The organism is Sphingobium sp. 3R8 (genome assembly GCF_020166615.1).
Classification (GTDB): Bacteria; Pseudomonadota; Alphaproteobacteria; order Sphingomonadales; family Sphingomonadaceae; genus Sphingobium; species Sphingobium bisphenolicum.
Map to the genome: position 1 here is coordinate 15,071 of NZ_JAIQXR010000006.1, position 14,116 is coordinate 29,186.

A 14,116-nucleotide genomic window follows, 5' to 3' on the forward strand; every position below is an offset into this window, starting at 1 on the left:
CCATTGCGGTCGGCGTTCAGATGCTGACTTTCTATTCGGTGCTATATGCCTGATTGCGCGTTGCGCGCGCACTGCATCCCGACTCGTCAGGATGCGAAAAGGCCGCTTCCGGTTTGACCGGAGCGGCCTTTTTATTTGCTTTCTATTAGGCGATGTCGTGAACCGATTGTGGGCGAGCATCAACCCTCCGCCAGCCAGCCCGCAAGCAGATAGGCCACGACGCCGATCGGTCCCAATGCGCAGAGCGTCAGCAGGACCAGTCCGACGCGGAGCAGCGTCACGTCCAGTCCGGTGCGGTTGGCGACGCCGGCGCATACGCCCATGATCTTGCCGTTGTTGCGGTCGAGGGTGAAGCTGCTGTTCATCTGTCTGGCCTTCTGCTGAAATGATGGGAAGGGGGGTGCGCGATCAGGCGATCGGCGACACCGGGATCGCCGCGCTGACGAACAGGCTGGCGACGATGAAAGCGCCGACAAGGGCGATAGCGGCGTGCTGGATCTTGGCGATGGACATGGTGGATACTCCCTGATGTGATGGCCGGATCATTCCGACCTTGATGCCCACAGGAATTGCAGATGCCGTGCCAGTTTCGATTTTTGGCGGAAATCCGAGACTCTTTGCCAATAAGGCATCATGCTAGGCTGGCGAATAGGCTCGCTATTGGGAGATTTTCCCGCAGGTTGGTGAAATATGCCTGACCCCGCGGTGGAGCCTGTCCATCTGTTCGTCTATGGCACGCTGCGGGCCACCTTTGACGGGCAGATGGCGCGCTGGTTGCGGCAGGTGGCGCGGCTGGTCGGCCCCGCCACGGTCGGCGGCGCGCTCTGCCGGGTCGCCGACTATCCGGGGCTGGTGACCGGGCCGACGGGCAGGGTGCAGGGTGACCTCTTCGCACTGACCGACGCCGCGGCGATCCTGGCCGTGCTGGACGATTATGAGGAATGCGCGGCCCATCACCCCCAGCCCCATGAATATCGCCGCGAGGCGATGACGGTGCAGGCGGCGGACGGGCCGGTGGAGGCCTGGGCCTATCTCTACACGCGCGACACAGCAGGCCTGCCCCCTATCGCCGATGGCGACTTCCTGTCTTGCGCGCAGACCCCGGACGACTAGTCTGCCGCGTCGGGGGGATGCACAGGAGACAGGCGCCGATGACGACCGATCGCAAACAGGATGACGCGGCCCCCGTGGAGCGGCTGGCCGAAGACCGTAACTGGATCGGCACCACCGGCTTCCAGCGTCGGCACATATTGGCGGGTGGAGCCTTTGCCGCCGGTTTCGCCGTCGCCTGCCGCCCCATCGCCAGCAGCGCGGTGCAGACCTCCGCCGAAGGACTGACGGAAGAGAATGTCTCGATTCCCGCCAGCGACGGCTTTGCCATGCCCGCCTTCGTCGCGCGCCCGGCGGGCGGCAAGGCCGCGCCCGTCATCGTCGTGGTGCATGAGATTTTCGGCGTGCATGAATGGATTCGCGACATCTGCCGCCGCTTCGCCAAGGCGGGCTATTACGCCATCGCGCCCGACCTGTTCGCCCGCCACGGCGACGCGACCAAGGTCGCTGATTTCAAGCAATTGATCGGCACCATCGTGTCCAAAGCACCCGACGCGCAGGTGCTGGCCGATATCGACACCACCTATGGCTGGGCCGGAAAACATGGTGGCGACGCGAAGCGGCGTGGCATCACCGGCTTTTGCTGGGGCGGGCGGGTCGTCTGGCTCTATGCCGCGCATAGCGCCGATCTGGATGCGGGTGTTGCTTATTATGGGCGGCTGGTAACGGACAAGACGCCCTTGCAGCCGCTGAGCGCGATCGAGGAGGTCGGCAAGCTCAAGGCGCCGGTGCTGGGCCAATATGGCGCACTGGACAAGGGCATACCGCTGACGGACGTGGAGGCGATGCGCGCGGCGCTGGTCAAGGCGGGCAAGTCGCCGCCCGACGCCATCACCGTCCATGAGGGCGCGGACCATGGCTTCATGGCCGATTATCGCCCCAGCTATAACGAAGCCGCCGCCAAGGCCGCGTGGGACGCGACGCTCGACTGGTTCGGAACATATGTGAAGCGGTGAGAAAAACCGGGCTCCTGTGTTCGCAGGAGCCCGGCCATGTTATTTCTGCTTCATCGCTTCGACCGCGGCGAGCGTGGTCTTCACATGCTCGGCATAGTTCATTTCGCTATGGACGAAGGCCACCCGGCCCGACGGCGCGATGACATAGGAGGTGCGATCGGTCATGCCCGGCCGCATCTTGAGTGCCACGTCATAGCCGGTCACGATCGCCGGCCCGGCCGACGCCACGGCGAACTTGCCCGCGCATTCCTTGGTCGAAAAGGCGACGAGATCGTCCACGGGGTCGGCCGACATGCCGATGACCGTCGCGCCGGCCGCCTTGAACTTGTCGATATTCTCTGCAAATTCGCGCGCTTCGGCCGAACAGCCCGGCGTGAACGCCTTGGGGAAGAAATAGAGCACCACCGGCCCGCGCTTCAACTGGTGCGACAGGGTCAGGGTGAAGGTCTTGCCCGCCTGCGCGCCGCGGGTGGTGAAGTCGGGCGCCTTGGCGCCGACGGCAAGGGCGGCCATCGCGCCGCTGGAACTCAGGGCGGCGGCGGCGGCGAGGAGAAGAGGCAGGCGCTTCATAGGTCGGTTCCTTGGGTCGGACGGTGATCGGGCTGTTCCCATAATTCGATCGCATTGCCCTCCGGATCATGAATGCGGGCGAAACGGCCGAGGACGGGATCGTCCCATTCGGGCTTGGTGATGATCGCAACGCCTGCGGCGCGCAAGCGGTCCAGAAGGGAATCGAGATCGGACACGCGGAAATTCAGCATGAAGGCCTTGTCGGCGGCGAAATAGTCGCTGTCCGCCTTGAACGGGGCGAACACCATCGGCCCTCCGCGCGGCTGCCAGATCCATTCATTGGGCGTGTCCGCCGGATCGACCACGCAGCCGCCGCCGACATTCAGGTGGGTGCGATACCACGCCCCCAGCGCATCGGGATCGCGCGCGCGAAAGAACAGGCCTCCCATTCCCAGCACCGGCATGGCATCGACTCCCCATTATGTGAACGCCCGGACGCTATCATGCGGGCAGGGCCGAGTCATGCATGGGAACCGGCGGCGCGCTGGCCGGTTCCTCCCTACATGCGGAAATCATGTCCACCCGTGACGCTTCTGTCCCTGTTGCTGGCCGCCGGCTGCAACCAGGCGTCGGACAAGAGCGCCGACCAGCCCGGCGTCGTCGCCAACATATTGGACCAGACGCTGCCCAATGTGGAGGAAGCGCCGCCCGCCGCCAACGCCATCACCCCGGTCGAATCCCCGCCGAAAATCGATACGCCGCCGCCCGAAGCGGCTGTCGCCGGCCTGATCCCCGCGGCCATGCAGGGACGCTGGACCGGCGCGCACGACCGGTGCGGCGACCGCAGCGCCGACCTGGAACTGACCGTCACCCCCGACCGGCTGTTGTTCCACGAAAGCGTCGGTACGGTGCAAAGCGTGACGGCGGGCGAGGATGGCCGCGCCGCTGTGGAAGCGGCCTTCACCGGCGAAGGCCAGAGCTGGACCCGCACCCTGGCGTTGCGCACGTCGCCGGACGGCAAGGCGCTGACCATCGTCAACGATGGCACCGCGGTGACGCGCAAGCGCTGCTGAATGGAGGCTTGGATCGGCCGGTTGGCAGTGGCCTGAATTTGACACGCTCCCACTCCCGCTGACGGGAGGGGTTTAGGGGGTGGACGCAGTGCCGCGACAAATCACTCCTCCAACGACCCGCGCTAACCGCCCCTTCCCCCTCCGCCTTCTGCCCGCTACAGCCACGCGATGATCGGCCGCCTTACCTTGAGCGATTTCCGCAATCATGCGGACGCGCTGATCCTGCCCGACCATAGCTTCATCCTGCTGACCGGCGACAATGGCGCGGGCAAGACCAACATATTGGAAGCGGTGTCGATGCTGGCGCCCGGTCGCGGGCTGCGCGGCGCGCCGCTGTCCGCCATGGCGCGGCAGGAAGGGAGCGGCGGGTTCGGGATCGCGGCGGAAGTGGACGGCGTGGTGCTGGGCACCGGCGTCGCCGCCGCCAGCCCGGAACGGCGACAGGTGCGGATCGGCGGCGTGGCCTCCTCCGCCAACGCGCTGGCCGACCATCTGGCGATCGTCTGGCTCACCCCGGCGATGGACCGGCTGTTCCTCGACAGTCCCGGCGGGCGACGGCGCTTCCTCGACCGGCTGACGCTGGCGCTGCATTCGGGCCATGCGATGCACAGCGCCCGCTATGACGCGGCGATGCGGGCGCGCAACCGGCTGCTCGCCGACCTGCGCCGGGCCGATCCCGCCTGGCTGTCGGCGCTGGAGGCGCAGATGGGCGAACATGGCGCGGCGCTGGCCGGCGCGCGCGCCGATCTGGTGGCGCGGCTGAATGCGATGCTGGCGGACCAGCCCGACGAACCCTTCGCCCGGCCGCGGATCGCGATCGAGGGCGACGAAGCCCCCGACGAATCGCTGCAGGACCGGCTGGGGCGCGAACGGCGGCGCGATGCGGCGGCGGGGCGCACCCTGTCCGGCCCGCATCGCCACGACCTCGCCGTCACCCATATCGCCAAGGGGCAGCCCGCCGCGCTCTGTTCGACCGGCGAGCAGAAGGCGCTGCTGCTCTCGATGCTGCTCGCCCATGCCGCGCTGGTGGCGGCGACACGGGGCCAGCCGCCGGTGCTGCTGCTCGACGAAGTGGCGGCGCATCTCGACCCATCCCGCCGCAGCGCATTATTTCAGCGTTTGCGGGAAAGCGGGGGGCAGGTGTGGATGACGGGGACGGAATCCAGTCTTTTCAACGATCTGGATGATGCGACCCGACTGACTGTAACTGCTGGGCATGTTTTTCGTTCCGCAACATAACGCATCGACGAAACGACTCGTCGCCCCACGCTTGTCCATCCGTCCGGCGTCTGCCCTAAGACCGGCATCGGGGTTCAAGCCTACAAAATAAGTCGGGGTCGCAATCACATGGTCGTTGGTTTTCGCGCGTTTTTCGCGGCGTCTATTCTTGCGCTCTCGACCCTCTTCGCTGTTCCCGCCACCGCCGGCACGCTTCAGTGCGCTCCCTTCGCCAGGCAGGTTTCCGGCATCGACATCCACGGCAATGCCAACACCTGGTGGGGCCAGGCCGAAGGGCGCTACGACCGCGGTCATGAACCCCGCGTCGGTGCCGTCCTGGCCTTCGCCGCCAGCCGTTCGATGCCGGTCGGCCATGTCGCGATGGTCAGCAAGGTGGTCAGCGGCCGCGAAGTGCTGCTGACCCACGCCAACTGGTCCTATCGCGGCGGCATCGAGCGCAACGTCCGCGCCATCGACGTGTCGGCCAATAACGACTGGACCGATGTCCGGGTATGGTACGGCCCGATCGGCGACCTGGGCCTGCGCTCCAACCCGGCGCGCGGCTTCATCTATGCCCAGCCGTCCAAGACCATCGACCAGCCCGTCCAGATCGCATCGGCCGACGCGACCGGTGGCGCTGCGGTGCGCGCCGCCTTCTGATCGCGGCGCGCGATCGACGCGGCCTGCGGCGCGGATCGATCGCTTTTTTCCAAACCCTTACATCGCTGATGCGGGCTTAACCTCTTCTCAAACCATGGCGGCCTAGGGTCATCCTCGGTGGGGCGATTCTTGTTTTGTAGGATCGCATAGATGTTTCGAGCGATACGCTGGGCCGCAGCCTTGCTGTTGTCCGGTCTGGCGACCGCGCCCTGCTGGGGGTCGACGGTGCTGCAATGTGTTCCCTATGCCCGGATCGTATCGGGCGTGGCGATCCGGGGCGATGCGCTGACCTGGTGGGACCAGGCCGACGGCCAGTATAAGCGGGGGACCAGGCCGAAAAAGGGCGCGGTGCTCGCCTTCCGGCCCAACGGCCCGATGGCGCTGGGCCATGTCGCGGTCATCAGCAAGGTGCTGGACGACCGGCGCGTGTTGATCCGTCACGCCAACTGGTCGGTGCCCGGCGCGATCGAGGAAGATGTGCTGGCGATCGACGTGTCGGAGGATGGCGACTGGAGTCAGGTGCGCGTGTGGCACAGCCCGACCGGCCAGATGGGCGCGCGCACCAACCCGACCTATGGCTTCATCTATCCGGCCAAGGCCCGGCTGCATGATTTTACCCCCGACCCGACGCTGGGCGCGAGCGTGCGTTTCGCCAAGGTCGATTCGGATGTCTGGGACGAGCAAAGAGCGCCAACCCTGTTGCGCGAGCCCCGCGTGACGCCGGTCATGGCCAGTCCGCGCATGATCCAGGTTGCGCAGGCCAAGCCAGCGCCCAGGGCGCGCAAGGCCGCGCCGCGGCTGGAGGCCGATCCCTTCGTCGTGGAATATGCCGATGCCGATCCGTCGCAGCGCACGCTGAGCGCGATCATCGCTGACGTCCGGCGCGAAGCGGTGATGAACTGACAGAAAAAGGGCGCCCGCTGCGGCGCCCTCTTTGCTTATTCGGCGTCGGCCGGCTTGTCCGCGGCGGCCGCGTCTTGCGCCCCCTCGGCCAGGTTCTCGAACCAGGCTTCCACTTCGCCGGACAGCTTGATCGTCAGCGGGTTGCCGTGGCGATCGCGGCTCTTGCCGGCGGCAACGCGGATCCAGCCCTCGGAAATCGAATATTCCTCCACATCCTTGCGCTCGCGGCCCTTGAACCGGATGCCGATGCCGCGTTGCAGCACCTCCATGTCGAAATGGGGGCTTTTGGGGTTGGTGGACAGATGATCGGGGGGCGTGTCGCTCATGGTGATATTCCCTGGAAAAGTTGCGCCTCGCCTAGAGCATTTTCGAGGCAAGTGGAATCACTTGCCGACTCGGAAAATGCGAAAAACAATAAACCCGCCTGCGGTCGCCGTCCGTCAACCGCCGCGCTTCTCGTCAACGTCGCAGTAGATGCGGCGGATCACGCCCTGGTCCAGCCAGGCGGTAAAGCGGCTTTCCGCGTCGGCCAGGCCGGCGAAGGGATAGGCAACCGGGCGATCGTCCACCGCGCGGCTCGCCGCCGCCAGCCGGGCGATTGCGTCGGGGGCGGTGGTCAGGATGCGACCGCGCCGGTCGGTCGAGGCGCTGTTGACGCCCACGACATGGCCGTCCTCGGCAAAGACCGGCCCGCCGCTGATGCCCGACAGGGTGCCGTCGCCGGCCGGAATGCGGCCCTTTTCGGCCCAGGCGAGGATCGGCTGGGTCAGGTCGCTGCGCCCGCGCCGCGCGCTCGCCTCGCCGATCAGTTCGGACATGACCAGCGTCGGTTCGCCCGCGGGAAAACCCATATGATAGCCCGGCGTTCCCGGTTGCGGGATGCGGCTGGACAGCGGCAGGGCGGCTTCGCTGGGCAGACTGTCGGCGACCAGCGCCGCATCCGCCTCGCGGCTTTCGATCACCCGCGACACCGGCCGGGCGAAGCGGCCATCCTCCAGCCCGACGCGCGCGCAGCCATGGGTGACATGCTGCGCCGTCAGCCAGGCGCCGTCCCGGTCGACGGCGAAGGCGGTGCCCATCGAATCGGCAGGGCCGCCGGGCGTATCCTCGATCACAAACTGTTCGTCGCTCCAGTCGGGCATCGGCCGGCGCGGCGATCGGGGATCATATTGCTCGACCTTGAGCGGCGGCACGGCCATGTCCTGACCGAGCCAGGCGACCAGCAGCAGGCCACCCAGCGCGAACGGCAGGCAGCCGCAGCCGCGCTTTGCCATCGCCTCAGCCCGCGACCGCGGCGGCGGTGAGGCAGGCGATGGCGGCCTTCATCATCGCCAGGAAGATCGCGGCCGACCGTTCATTGGCCTCGATCCGCGCCGACAGGGTGCCCAGCAGGAAATCGACCAGGCGGAAGGCGACGAGTTGCAGCACCAGGGTTACACTGCCCCAGATGACGATGTCCCAGACATTGACCGACCCGGCGAGGCAGAAGCCCAAGGGGACCGCCAGCCCGATCGCCGCCCCGCCCAGCGAGATCGCCGCGGCCTCGTTGCCGCCGCGGATCAGCGCGAATTCGTCATGCGGGGTGATCCACATATAGAGGCCCAGCGCCGCCAGCCAGACCAGGGTGGCGCTGCCCAGATGTAGCAGCAGGATGGGAAGGCCCGACAACAGGCTTTGAATCACGGGCATGGGATCGGTCATGCCGTCCCCAATGCCGCAACCCGCCCCAAGGTTCAATCGGGGCGGGTCACGGGTACAATATAGCCGCCGGCTTTAGCGGCAGATGCGCACGCGCACGTCGCGGTCGCGATAATAGTCGTAGCGCCATTCGGTCCAGCAGCGCGTGCGATAGCGATAGGCGGTCCGATAATGGCCGCGATACCCGCGCCAATCGCGCCGGTCGCCGCGCCAGTGGCGGCGATCATCCCAGCGCCTGTTGTCCCAGCGGCGATTGTCCCAGCGGCGATTGTCCCAGCGCCCGTCGCGGTCGCCGCGCCAGCCGGAACCACCATAATATTGCGCCTGGGCCGGCGCCGCCGCCGCGCCAAGGCCGGTGATGGCGAGGCTCAACGCGGCCGCGCCCTTCCAGAACAGGTTCATGTCTTTCTCTCCTCACACATCCCGCCCGTCAAGGGGGGAGCATGGACAAGAGAATGCACCGCGCCGACTGAACCGTCCGCGAATGGACATGTCAGCGACGGTTCAGGCTTTTCAGCGCCCCCGCAGCGCCGCTTCGGCTTCCTGCATATAGTCGCGGGTGATCGGCAGCGCGCGGCGGTCGCGGCTATACTGGACCTGGAAATTCACCATGCCGCCATGTTCGAACACGGTCGCCGCCCCGGCCAGGTAGAAGGTCCAGAGGCGGAAGAAGCGCTCGTCATAGAGGGCGACGATGTCTGCCTTATGCGCCATGGTCCGCCGATACCATTCGCGGATGGTGAGGCCATAATGGATGCGCAGCACCTCCACGTCGGTCACCATCAGCCGCGTGCCCTCGCTGCCGGCGATCATTTCCGACAGGGCCGGGATATAGCCGCCGGGGAAGATATATTTCTGGGTGAAGGCGTCGGTCACGCCCGGCCCGCCCATGCGGCCGATCGTGTGGATCAGCATCACGCCCTCGGGCGTCAGCAGGCTGCGGCATGTGTCGAAGAAGGTGCGGAAATGGGCGGTGCCGACATGTTCGAACATGCCCACCGACACGATCCGGTCGAACGGCCCCGTCATGTCGCGATAGTCGATCAGTTCGAACCGGACATGGTCGGCGACGCCGGCATCGGCGGCCCGCTGCCGCGCGACCTTGAGCTGTTCTTCAGACAGGGTGATGCCGGTGACATCGACGCCGCAGGTGCGGTGCAGGTACAGCGCCATTCCGCCCCAGCCGCAGCCTATGTCCAGCACCTTCATGCCCGGCTTCAAGTGCAGCTTGGCGGCGATATGCGCCTTCTTGTCTTCCTGCGCCTGTTCCAGCCCGATCCCGGCCTCATTGTCCGCGTCGGGGTAATAGGCGCAGCTATATTGGCGGTCGCGGTCCAGGAAGAGAGCGTAGAGCGCGCCCGACAGGTCGTAATGATGCGCGACATTAGCCCTGGACCGGGCCTTGTGGTTGGCGCGCCAGAGCTTTTGCCGCACGCTGCCGATGCTGCGCTTGAGCAGGCTCTTGCCCTCGATCGACTTGCCCTGTTCCCAGGGGTTGTTGGCGCGAATCATGGACAGGAATTCCATGATGCCGCCGCCATCGATACCGACCCGCCCGTCGATCCAGGCTTCGGCCATGCCCAGCCGCGGGTCTTTCACGATGTCGAAAGGCACCCGGCCGTCCTTGAAGCGCAACGCGAGGTCGGGAAAGGCTGGGTCGGGCTGACCCACGGTGATTTTTTTGCCGTTGGCGTAGTGAACGGTCAGGCGACCGCGTGTGACCAACCGCTTGAGAACCAATTCAAACAGCTTCATGCCGGGACCTTGTCATGTCGTTACGCAGACGTCAAATGCCCGCATACCAATCATAATCGGCATGGTCCTCCCAAAAACCACCCTTGCCCTTGCCGATCGCGGCCAGGCTGTCGACCGCCTCTATCCCCATTAGATATTTGGCCTGTTTATAGCCCAGTTGGCGTTCGACCCGCAGCCGCAGCGGCGCGCCATTGGCGACCGACAGCGGCCGGTCGTTGAGCGCGAAGGCCAGGATGGTCTGGGGGTGGAAGGCGTCGGCCAGATCGATGCTCTCATAATAGGGCCGCCCGCCGCCCATGTCGTCGGCACAGCGGAAGACGATATAGCGCGCGCTGCTGCGCAGCCCTGCGCCGTCCAGAATGGTCTTGAGGCGGACGCCGCGCCACTTGCCGATCGCGCTCCAGCCTTCGACGCAATCATGACGGGTGATCTGCTCGCGATGGGGCAATGCGCGCAGTTGCGACAGCGACAGCGACAGGTCGCGCGCGACCAGGCCGCCGACCTGCAACCGCCAGTCGGCAAAGCCGTTGCGCCACAACGCCTTGTAGGCGGGCGTATTGGGATTGGCGGTGCCGTTGGCGCGGAAGACGGGAGAAATTTGCTCGGGCCGAAACTCGCGCGCGAGCGCATCGGGGGCCATCAGGCCGCGCTGCGCCCATTTGTGGAAATTCTCGGCGGAAAACAGCGCCTCGCGAAACGTCTCGTTGCGCGCCAGCCGGTCGCAGCCGGCCAGCGTTGCGGTCGCGCCGAGCAGCAGATGGCGGCGGGTCAGGATCATGGCCGATCCTCCGGCACGCGATAGCGGCCGGTGATCATCGAGCGCACCTCGTTCAGCGGCCCGGCGAGCACGACCATCAATATGTGGACCAGGAAGAAGGCGACGAGCGCGAAGGCGGTGATGAAATGGATCGATCGCGCCGACTGCCGTCCCCCGAACAGGTCCAGCAGCCAGGGCCAGGCCGCATTCATGCCTGGCGACATGGTGAGGCCGGTCAGGATCACCAGCGGCAGCGCGACGAAGATCACGCCGATATAGCTCGCCTTCTGCAGCACATTATAACGCAGCGCCGCCTGGCCCGTGGGAAAGCGCAGCCGGGCGTGGTCCCTGATATCCTGCCAGACATGGCGCGGGGCCAGTTCGCCGCGGCGAAAGGCGAGGTCGCGGGCGATGTGCCGGTTGGCGAGGCTCCAGAGCATGTAGGCGAGCAGTGCGAAGGCGAAGAGCGGCGCGGCGGCCAGATGCCAGTGGCGCGACAGGGCCAGGCTGTAATGGCCGGGCAGGGTGATCCAGCCGGGGAAGCGCGCCAGCGTCAGCCAGGCATGGTCCAGGTTTGCGCCATATTGCCCCCAATAAAGCCGGGGATGGGCGTTGAAGATGCCCAGGCCACTGGCGAACAGGGTATAGAGCAGCAGCGCATTGGCCCAGTGCCATAGCCGGGTGGACAGGCGGTGGCGCTTGACATCGCCGGCTACCGTAGGGGTCGGGCTGTCCATGGCGGTGATCCTATCCCATCTGAGGCAATAGTCCACTATTCGGTCCTCGACCTGCTCTGGTTACAGGCCATTGCGAGCGGGCGCGTGGCCGGCGTCCCTTCAGCCCGGCGGGGGCGATGTCACACTTTTGCAACACAAGCCCCGAAATTAATTGAAATAAAGGCAGACCCCCTTTGCAACTCAATCTTGCGATCCTAGATGGCTGCTGCGTGATCATGATGCAGATCATGCTCTTGATCTCCCGATAATGGAGAGAAGAGTCGCAGGGGCTATCGTGAGAATAAGTTCATGGTTGCTTTGCATCAAACCTGAACGCCGGATGAATGTCTAAGTCACGGCGACAAGATAATAAATGAGGACTTTATGAAGACTGTGATTTTCGCAGCTATTGCTGCTGCCACCGTTGTTTCGGCTCCTGCTTTCGCTCAGGACGCTGCGCCCTTCACCGGGCCGCGCGCGGGCGTGACGGCGGGCTATGACAAGATCGGCGGCGAAGAAGGCTTTTCCTACGGCGTCAGCGCCGGCTACGACCTGGCTCTCGCGCCCCGTATCGTCGGCGGCGTGGAAGTTAGCCTGGGCGACAGCACTGTCGACGACAGCGGCCTGGACGTCAGCCGTGACATCGCCGCCTCGCTGCGCGCCGGTTACGTTGTGACGCCGCGCGTCCTCGCCTTCGGCAAGGTCGGCTATGCCTCGACCCGCTTCGAAGTCGACGGCGACGGTGCCGGCTTGGAAGGCGTGCGCTACGGTGGCGGCCTTGAGTTCGCCGCGACCCCGAACACCTATATCTCGGCCGAATATCAGCGCACCGAATATGAGCAGAACATCGGCGGCCGCGACGCCGCGGTGGTCGGCATCGGCTTCCGCTTCTGATCCCTCTCGATCGGAATCAGGGAAGGGGCGGTCCTGCAAGGGGCCGCCCTTTTTCTATATTGTCCGTCCAGGCAGGCAGCGGCTGGAGGTCGGGCGCGACCCAGCCCAGCCGCGCCGTCGTTGCCATCAGCACGTCGCGCGACCAGTAAGTGAAGAGCCAGTCCTTGTCCCCCAGCGGTGAGGCCATCAGCGCGATATAGGCAGTCGTCGGCGTCACATCGGCCGGCAATCCGGCGAGCAGGCGGCGCGCCATGTGCAGCGAGGCCTGGGTGATCGTCTCATGATAGCCGCTCGTCGCGCTGTTCACCCCGCCTACGCTTGCATTATAGCGGCGGATCATGCCGGGCATGTCCCGTTCGGGCTGCACGTCCGGGCGCGTGAGGATCAACCACAGAGCGGTCGCGAAATGCGCGCCGTGGGTCCAGCTTTCCTTGGGCAGCGTACAGGCGCAAAAGCCCGTCGCCAGCGCGTCTATCTCGGCATCGGTCATTATCTTCCCCAACAGAAAAGCCCCGCCGTTGCGGGCGGGGCTGGTCGTCCTGCGCCAATGGCGCAGCCTATCGTCCCGCGATCATCCCAGCGCGGCTTGCTTCTCTTCGGAGAGGCGCTTCATTTCGGCCTTGCTCTTCTTCTCGCTCGCCGACTTTAGCTGGCCGCACGCCGCCATGATGTCACGCCCGCGCGGGGTGCGCACCGGCGCGCTGATGCCGCCTTCGAACACGATGGAACTGAACGCGCGAATCCGCTCCGGCGTCGAACATTCATAGTCTGTGCCCGGCCAGGGGTTGAACGGGATCAGGTTGACCTTGGCCGGCAGCTTATATTTGCGGATCAGCCGGACCAGTTCGCGCGCATCCTCGTCGCTGTCATTCTTGTCGCGGATCATCACATATTCGAAGGTGATGCGCCGGGCATTGTTCGCCTTGGGATAGTCGGCGCAGGCCTGGAGCAGTTCCTCGATCCCATATTTGCGGTTCAATGGCACCAGTTCGTCGCGCACGGCCTTGGTCACGCCATGGAGCGAGACGGCCAGGTTGACGCCGATCTCCTCGGCCGCGCGCGCCATCATCGGCACCACGCCTGACGTAGAAAGGGTGATGCGGCGCTTCGACAGCGCCAGCCCGTCGCCGTCCATGACCAGCTTCAACGCGTCGCGGACATGATCGAAATTATAGAGCGGCTCGCCCATGCCCATCATCACGATGTTGGTCAGCATCCGCCCGTCCGCCGTATATTGCGGCGCGTCGTCATCCTCATCGACGTCATTGGCAACGGCCATATTACCCTTGGGCCATTCGCCCAGCGAATCGCGCGCCAGCATCACCTGCCCCACAATCTCGCCCGGCGTCAGGTTCCGCACCAGCCGCATCGTGCCGGTGTGGCAGAAGCTGCAATTGAGCGTGCAGCCGACCTGGCTGGAGACGCAGAGCGTGCCGCGATCCGCATCGGGGATGAAGACCATTTCATAGTCCTGCCCATCGTCGGACCGCAGCAGCCATTTGCGCGTGCCGTCGCTCGACACCTGCGCTTCGACCACCTGCGGGCGGCCGACGACGAAGCGTTCGGCCATCCAGCCGCGCATCGGCTTGGCAAGGTCGGTCATGGCGTCGAAATCGGTGGTGCCGCGATGATAGAGCCAGTGGAACAATTGCTTGGAGCGCAGCTTGGCGGCCTTCACGTCCAGCCCGGCCTCTTCCAGCACGGCTTTGATCTGCGGGCGCGACAGGCCCATCAGGTCGGTGCGCCCGTCTTCACGCGGCGTCACCGCGCGCGGCACGGGCACAGGGTCGATAAGGCCGGGAATCGGCATGAGCGGGCTGACGGCTGATTGCATGGCGCGCCCTTAGCCGATTTTTGCGGATTTTG

At 65.7% G+C, this 14,116-nt stretch carries 19 protein-coding genes; 7 read left to right on the forward strand and 12 right to left on the reverse strand.

Annotation, left to right across the window (positions count from 1 at the left end):
- Positions 1-179 precede the first annotated feature (179 nt).
- On the reverse strand, positions 180-365 hold the full coding sequence (locus K9B33_RS07390) for a PspC domain-containing protein (RefSeq protein ID WP_224547800.1): 186 nt from the start codon (positions 363-365) through the stop codon (positions 180-182).
- Positions 366-690: 325 nt separating this feature from the next.
- On the opposite strand from K9B33_RS07390, the gene K9B33_RS07395 reads away from it, so the two are divergent.
- Positions 691-1,113 carry a gamma-glutamylcyclotransferase gene (locus K9B33_RS07395; protein ID WP_224547802.1) on the forward strand — a complete coding sequence of 141 codons (423 nt, stop codon included), beginning with the start codon at positions 691-693 and terminating at the stop codon, positions 1,111-1,113.
- A 38-nt stretch (positions 1,114-1,151) separates the two neighbouring features.
- Positions 1,152-2,066 (forward strand): dienelactone hydrolase family protein, encoded by a 915-nt coding sequence (locus K9B33_RS07400; protein ID WP_224547804.1) that lies wholly within the window; start codon positions 1,152-1,154, stop codon positions 2,064-2,066.
- A 39-nt stretch (positions 2,067-2,105) separates the two neighbouring features.
- Here K9B33_RS07400 and K9B33_RS07405 read toward each other — a convergent pair whose 3' ends face one another.
- Positions 2,106-2,636: a peroxiredoxin gene (locus K9B33_RS07405; RefSeq protein WP_224547806.1), complete on the reverse strand. Its 531-nt coding sequence runs from the start codon at positions 2,634-2,636 to the stop codon at positions 2,106-2,108.
- Positions 2,633-3,040, reverse strand: a complete 408-nt coding sequence (locus K9B33_RS07410) for a VOC family protein (protein WP_066599553.1) — start codon at positions 3,038-3,040, stop codon at positions 2,633-2,635. The genes K9B33_RS07405 and K9B33_RS07410 overlap by 4 nt, the downstream gene beginning before the upstream one ends.
- Before the next feature lie 120 nt (positions 3,041-3,160).
- Here K9B33_RS07410 and K9B33_RS07415 point away from each other — a divergent pair, with 120 nt between their 5' ends.
- The 4 genes from K9B33_RS07415 (at position 3,161) to K9B33_RS07430 (ending at position 6,430) form a co-directional block, all read left to right on the forward strand.
- A complete protein-coding gene (locus K9B33_RS07415; protein ID WP_224547808.1) occupies positions 3,161-3,649 on the forward strand; it encodes a hypothetical protein in 489 nt (162 codons plus the stop codon).
- Positions 3,650-3,817: 168 nt separating this feature from the next.
- The gene (recF, locus tag K9B33_RS07420) at positions 3,818-4,888 is read left to right on the forward strand and encodes a DNA replication/repair protein RecF (protein ID WP_224547810.1); all 1,071 of its coding nucleotides are present in this window, start codon (positions 3,818-3,820) and stop codon (positions 4,886-4,888) included.
- 108 nt (positions 4,889-4,996) lie between these two features.
- Positions 4,997-5,527 carry a CHAP domain-containing protein gene (locus K9B33_RS07425; protein ID WP_224547812.1) on the forward strand — a complete coding sequence of 177 codons (531 nt, stop codon included), beginning with the start codon at positions 4,997-4,999 and terminating at the stop codon, positions 5,525-5,527.
- A 150-nt stretch (positions 5,528-5,677) separates the two neighbouring features.
- Positions 5,678-6,430, forward strand: a complete 753-nt coding sequence (locus K9B33_RS07430) for a CHAP domain-containing protein (RefSeq protein WP_224547814.1) — start codon at positions 5,678-5,680, stop codon at positions 6,428-6,430.
- 35 nt (positions 6,431-6,465) lie between these two features.
- Here the strand turns inward: K9B33_RS07430 and K9B33_RS07435 are convergent, their stop codons facing one another.
- The 7 genes from K9B33_RS07435 to K9B33_RS07465 form a co-directional block, all read right to left on the reverse strand.
- Entirely contained in the window at positions 6,466-6,756 is a 291-nt protein-coding gene (locus K9B33_RS07435; RefSeq protein ID WP_224547816.1) for a DUF3297 family protein, read from the reverse strand.
- 114 nt (positions 6,757-6,870) lie between these two features.
- Entirely contained in the window at positions 6,871-7,704 is an 834-nt protein-coding gene (locus tag K9B33_RS07440; protein WP_224547817.1) for a serine protease, read from the reverse strand.
- Positions 7,705-7,708: 4 nt separating this feature from the next.
- Complete coding sequence (locus K9B33_RS07445) at positions 7,709-8,131, reverse strand: DUF350 domain-containing protein (RefSeq protein ID WP_224547819.1); 423 nt, start codon at positions 8,129-8,131, stop codon at positions 7,709-7,711.
- 72 nt (positions 8,132-8,203) lie between these two features.
- Complete coding sequence (locus K9B33_RS07450) at positions 8,204-8,530, reverse strand: hypothetical protein (protein WP_224547821.1); 327 nt, start codon at positions 8,528-8,530, stop codon at positions 8,204-8,206.
- A 111-nt stretch (positions 8,531-8,641) separates the two neighbouring features.
- A complete protein-coding gene (locus K9B33_RS07455) occupies positions 8,642-9,883 on the reverse strand; it encodes an SAM-dependent methyltransferase (RefSeq protein ID WP_224547823.1) in 1,242 nt (413 codons plus the stop codon).
- 31 nt (positions 9,884-9,914) lie between these two features.
- Entirely contained in the window at positions 9,915-10,661 is a 747-nt protein-coding gene (locus tag K9B33_RS07460) for a molybdopterin-binding protein (RefSeq protein WP_224547825.1), read from the reverse strand.
- On the reverse strand, positions 10,658-11,377 hold the full coding sequence (locus tag K9B33_RS07465) for a cytochrome b/b6 domain-containing protein (protein WP_224547827.1): 720 nt from the start codon (positions 11,375-11,377) through the stop codon (positions 10,658-10,660). Before K9B33_RS07465 ends, K9B33_RS07460 begins: the two co-directional genes overlap by 4 nt.
- A 363-nt stretch (positions 11,378-11,740) precedes the next feature.
- Here K9B33_RS07465 and K9B33_RS07470 point away from each other — a divergent pair, with 363 nt between their 5' ends.
- The gene (locus K9B33_RS07470) at positions 11,741-12,250 is read left to right on the forward strand and encodes an outer membrane protein (RefSeq protein WP_224547829.1); all 510 of its coding nucleotides are present in this window, start codon (positions 11,741-11,743) and stop codon (positions 12,248-12,250) included.
- 16 nt (positions 12,251-12,266) lie between these two features.
- Here K9B33_RS07470 and K9B33_RS07475 read toward each other — a convergent pair whose 3' ends face one another.
- Positions 12,267-12,740: a hypothetical protein gene (locus K9B33_RS07475; RefSeq protein WP_224547831.1), complete on the reverse strand. Its 474-nt coding sequence runs from the start codon at positions 12,738-12,740 to the stop codon at positions 12,267-12,269.
- 81 nt (positions 12,741-12,821) lie between these two features.
- Entirely contained in the window at positions 12,822-14,084 is a 1,263-nt protein-coding gene (gene rlmN, locus K9B33_RS07480; protein WP_224547833.1) for a 23S rRNA (adenine(2503)-C(2))-methyltransferase RlmN, read from the reverse strand.
- Positions 14,085-14,116: the final 32 nt, after the last annotated feature.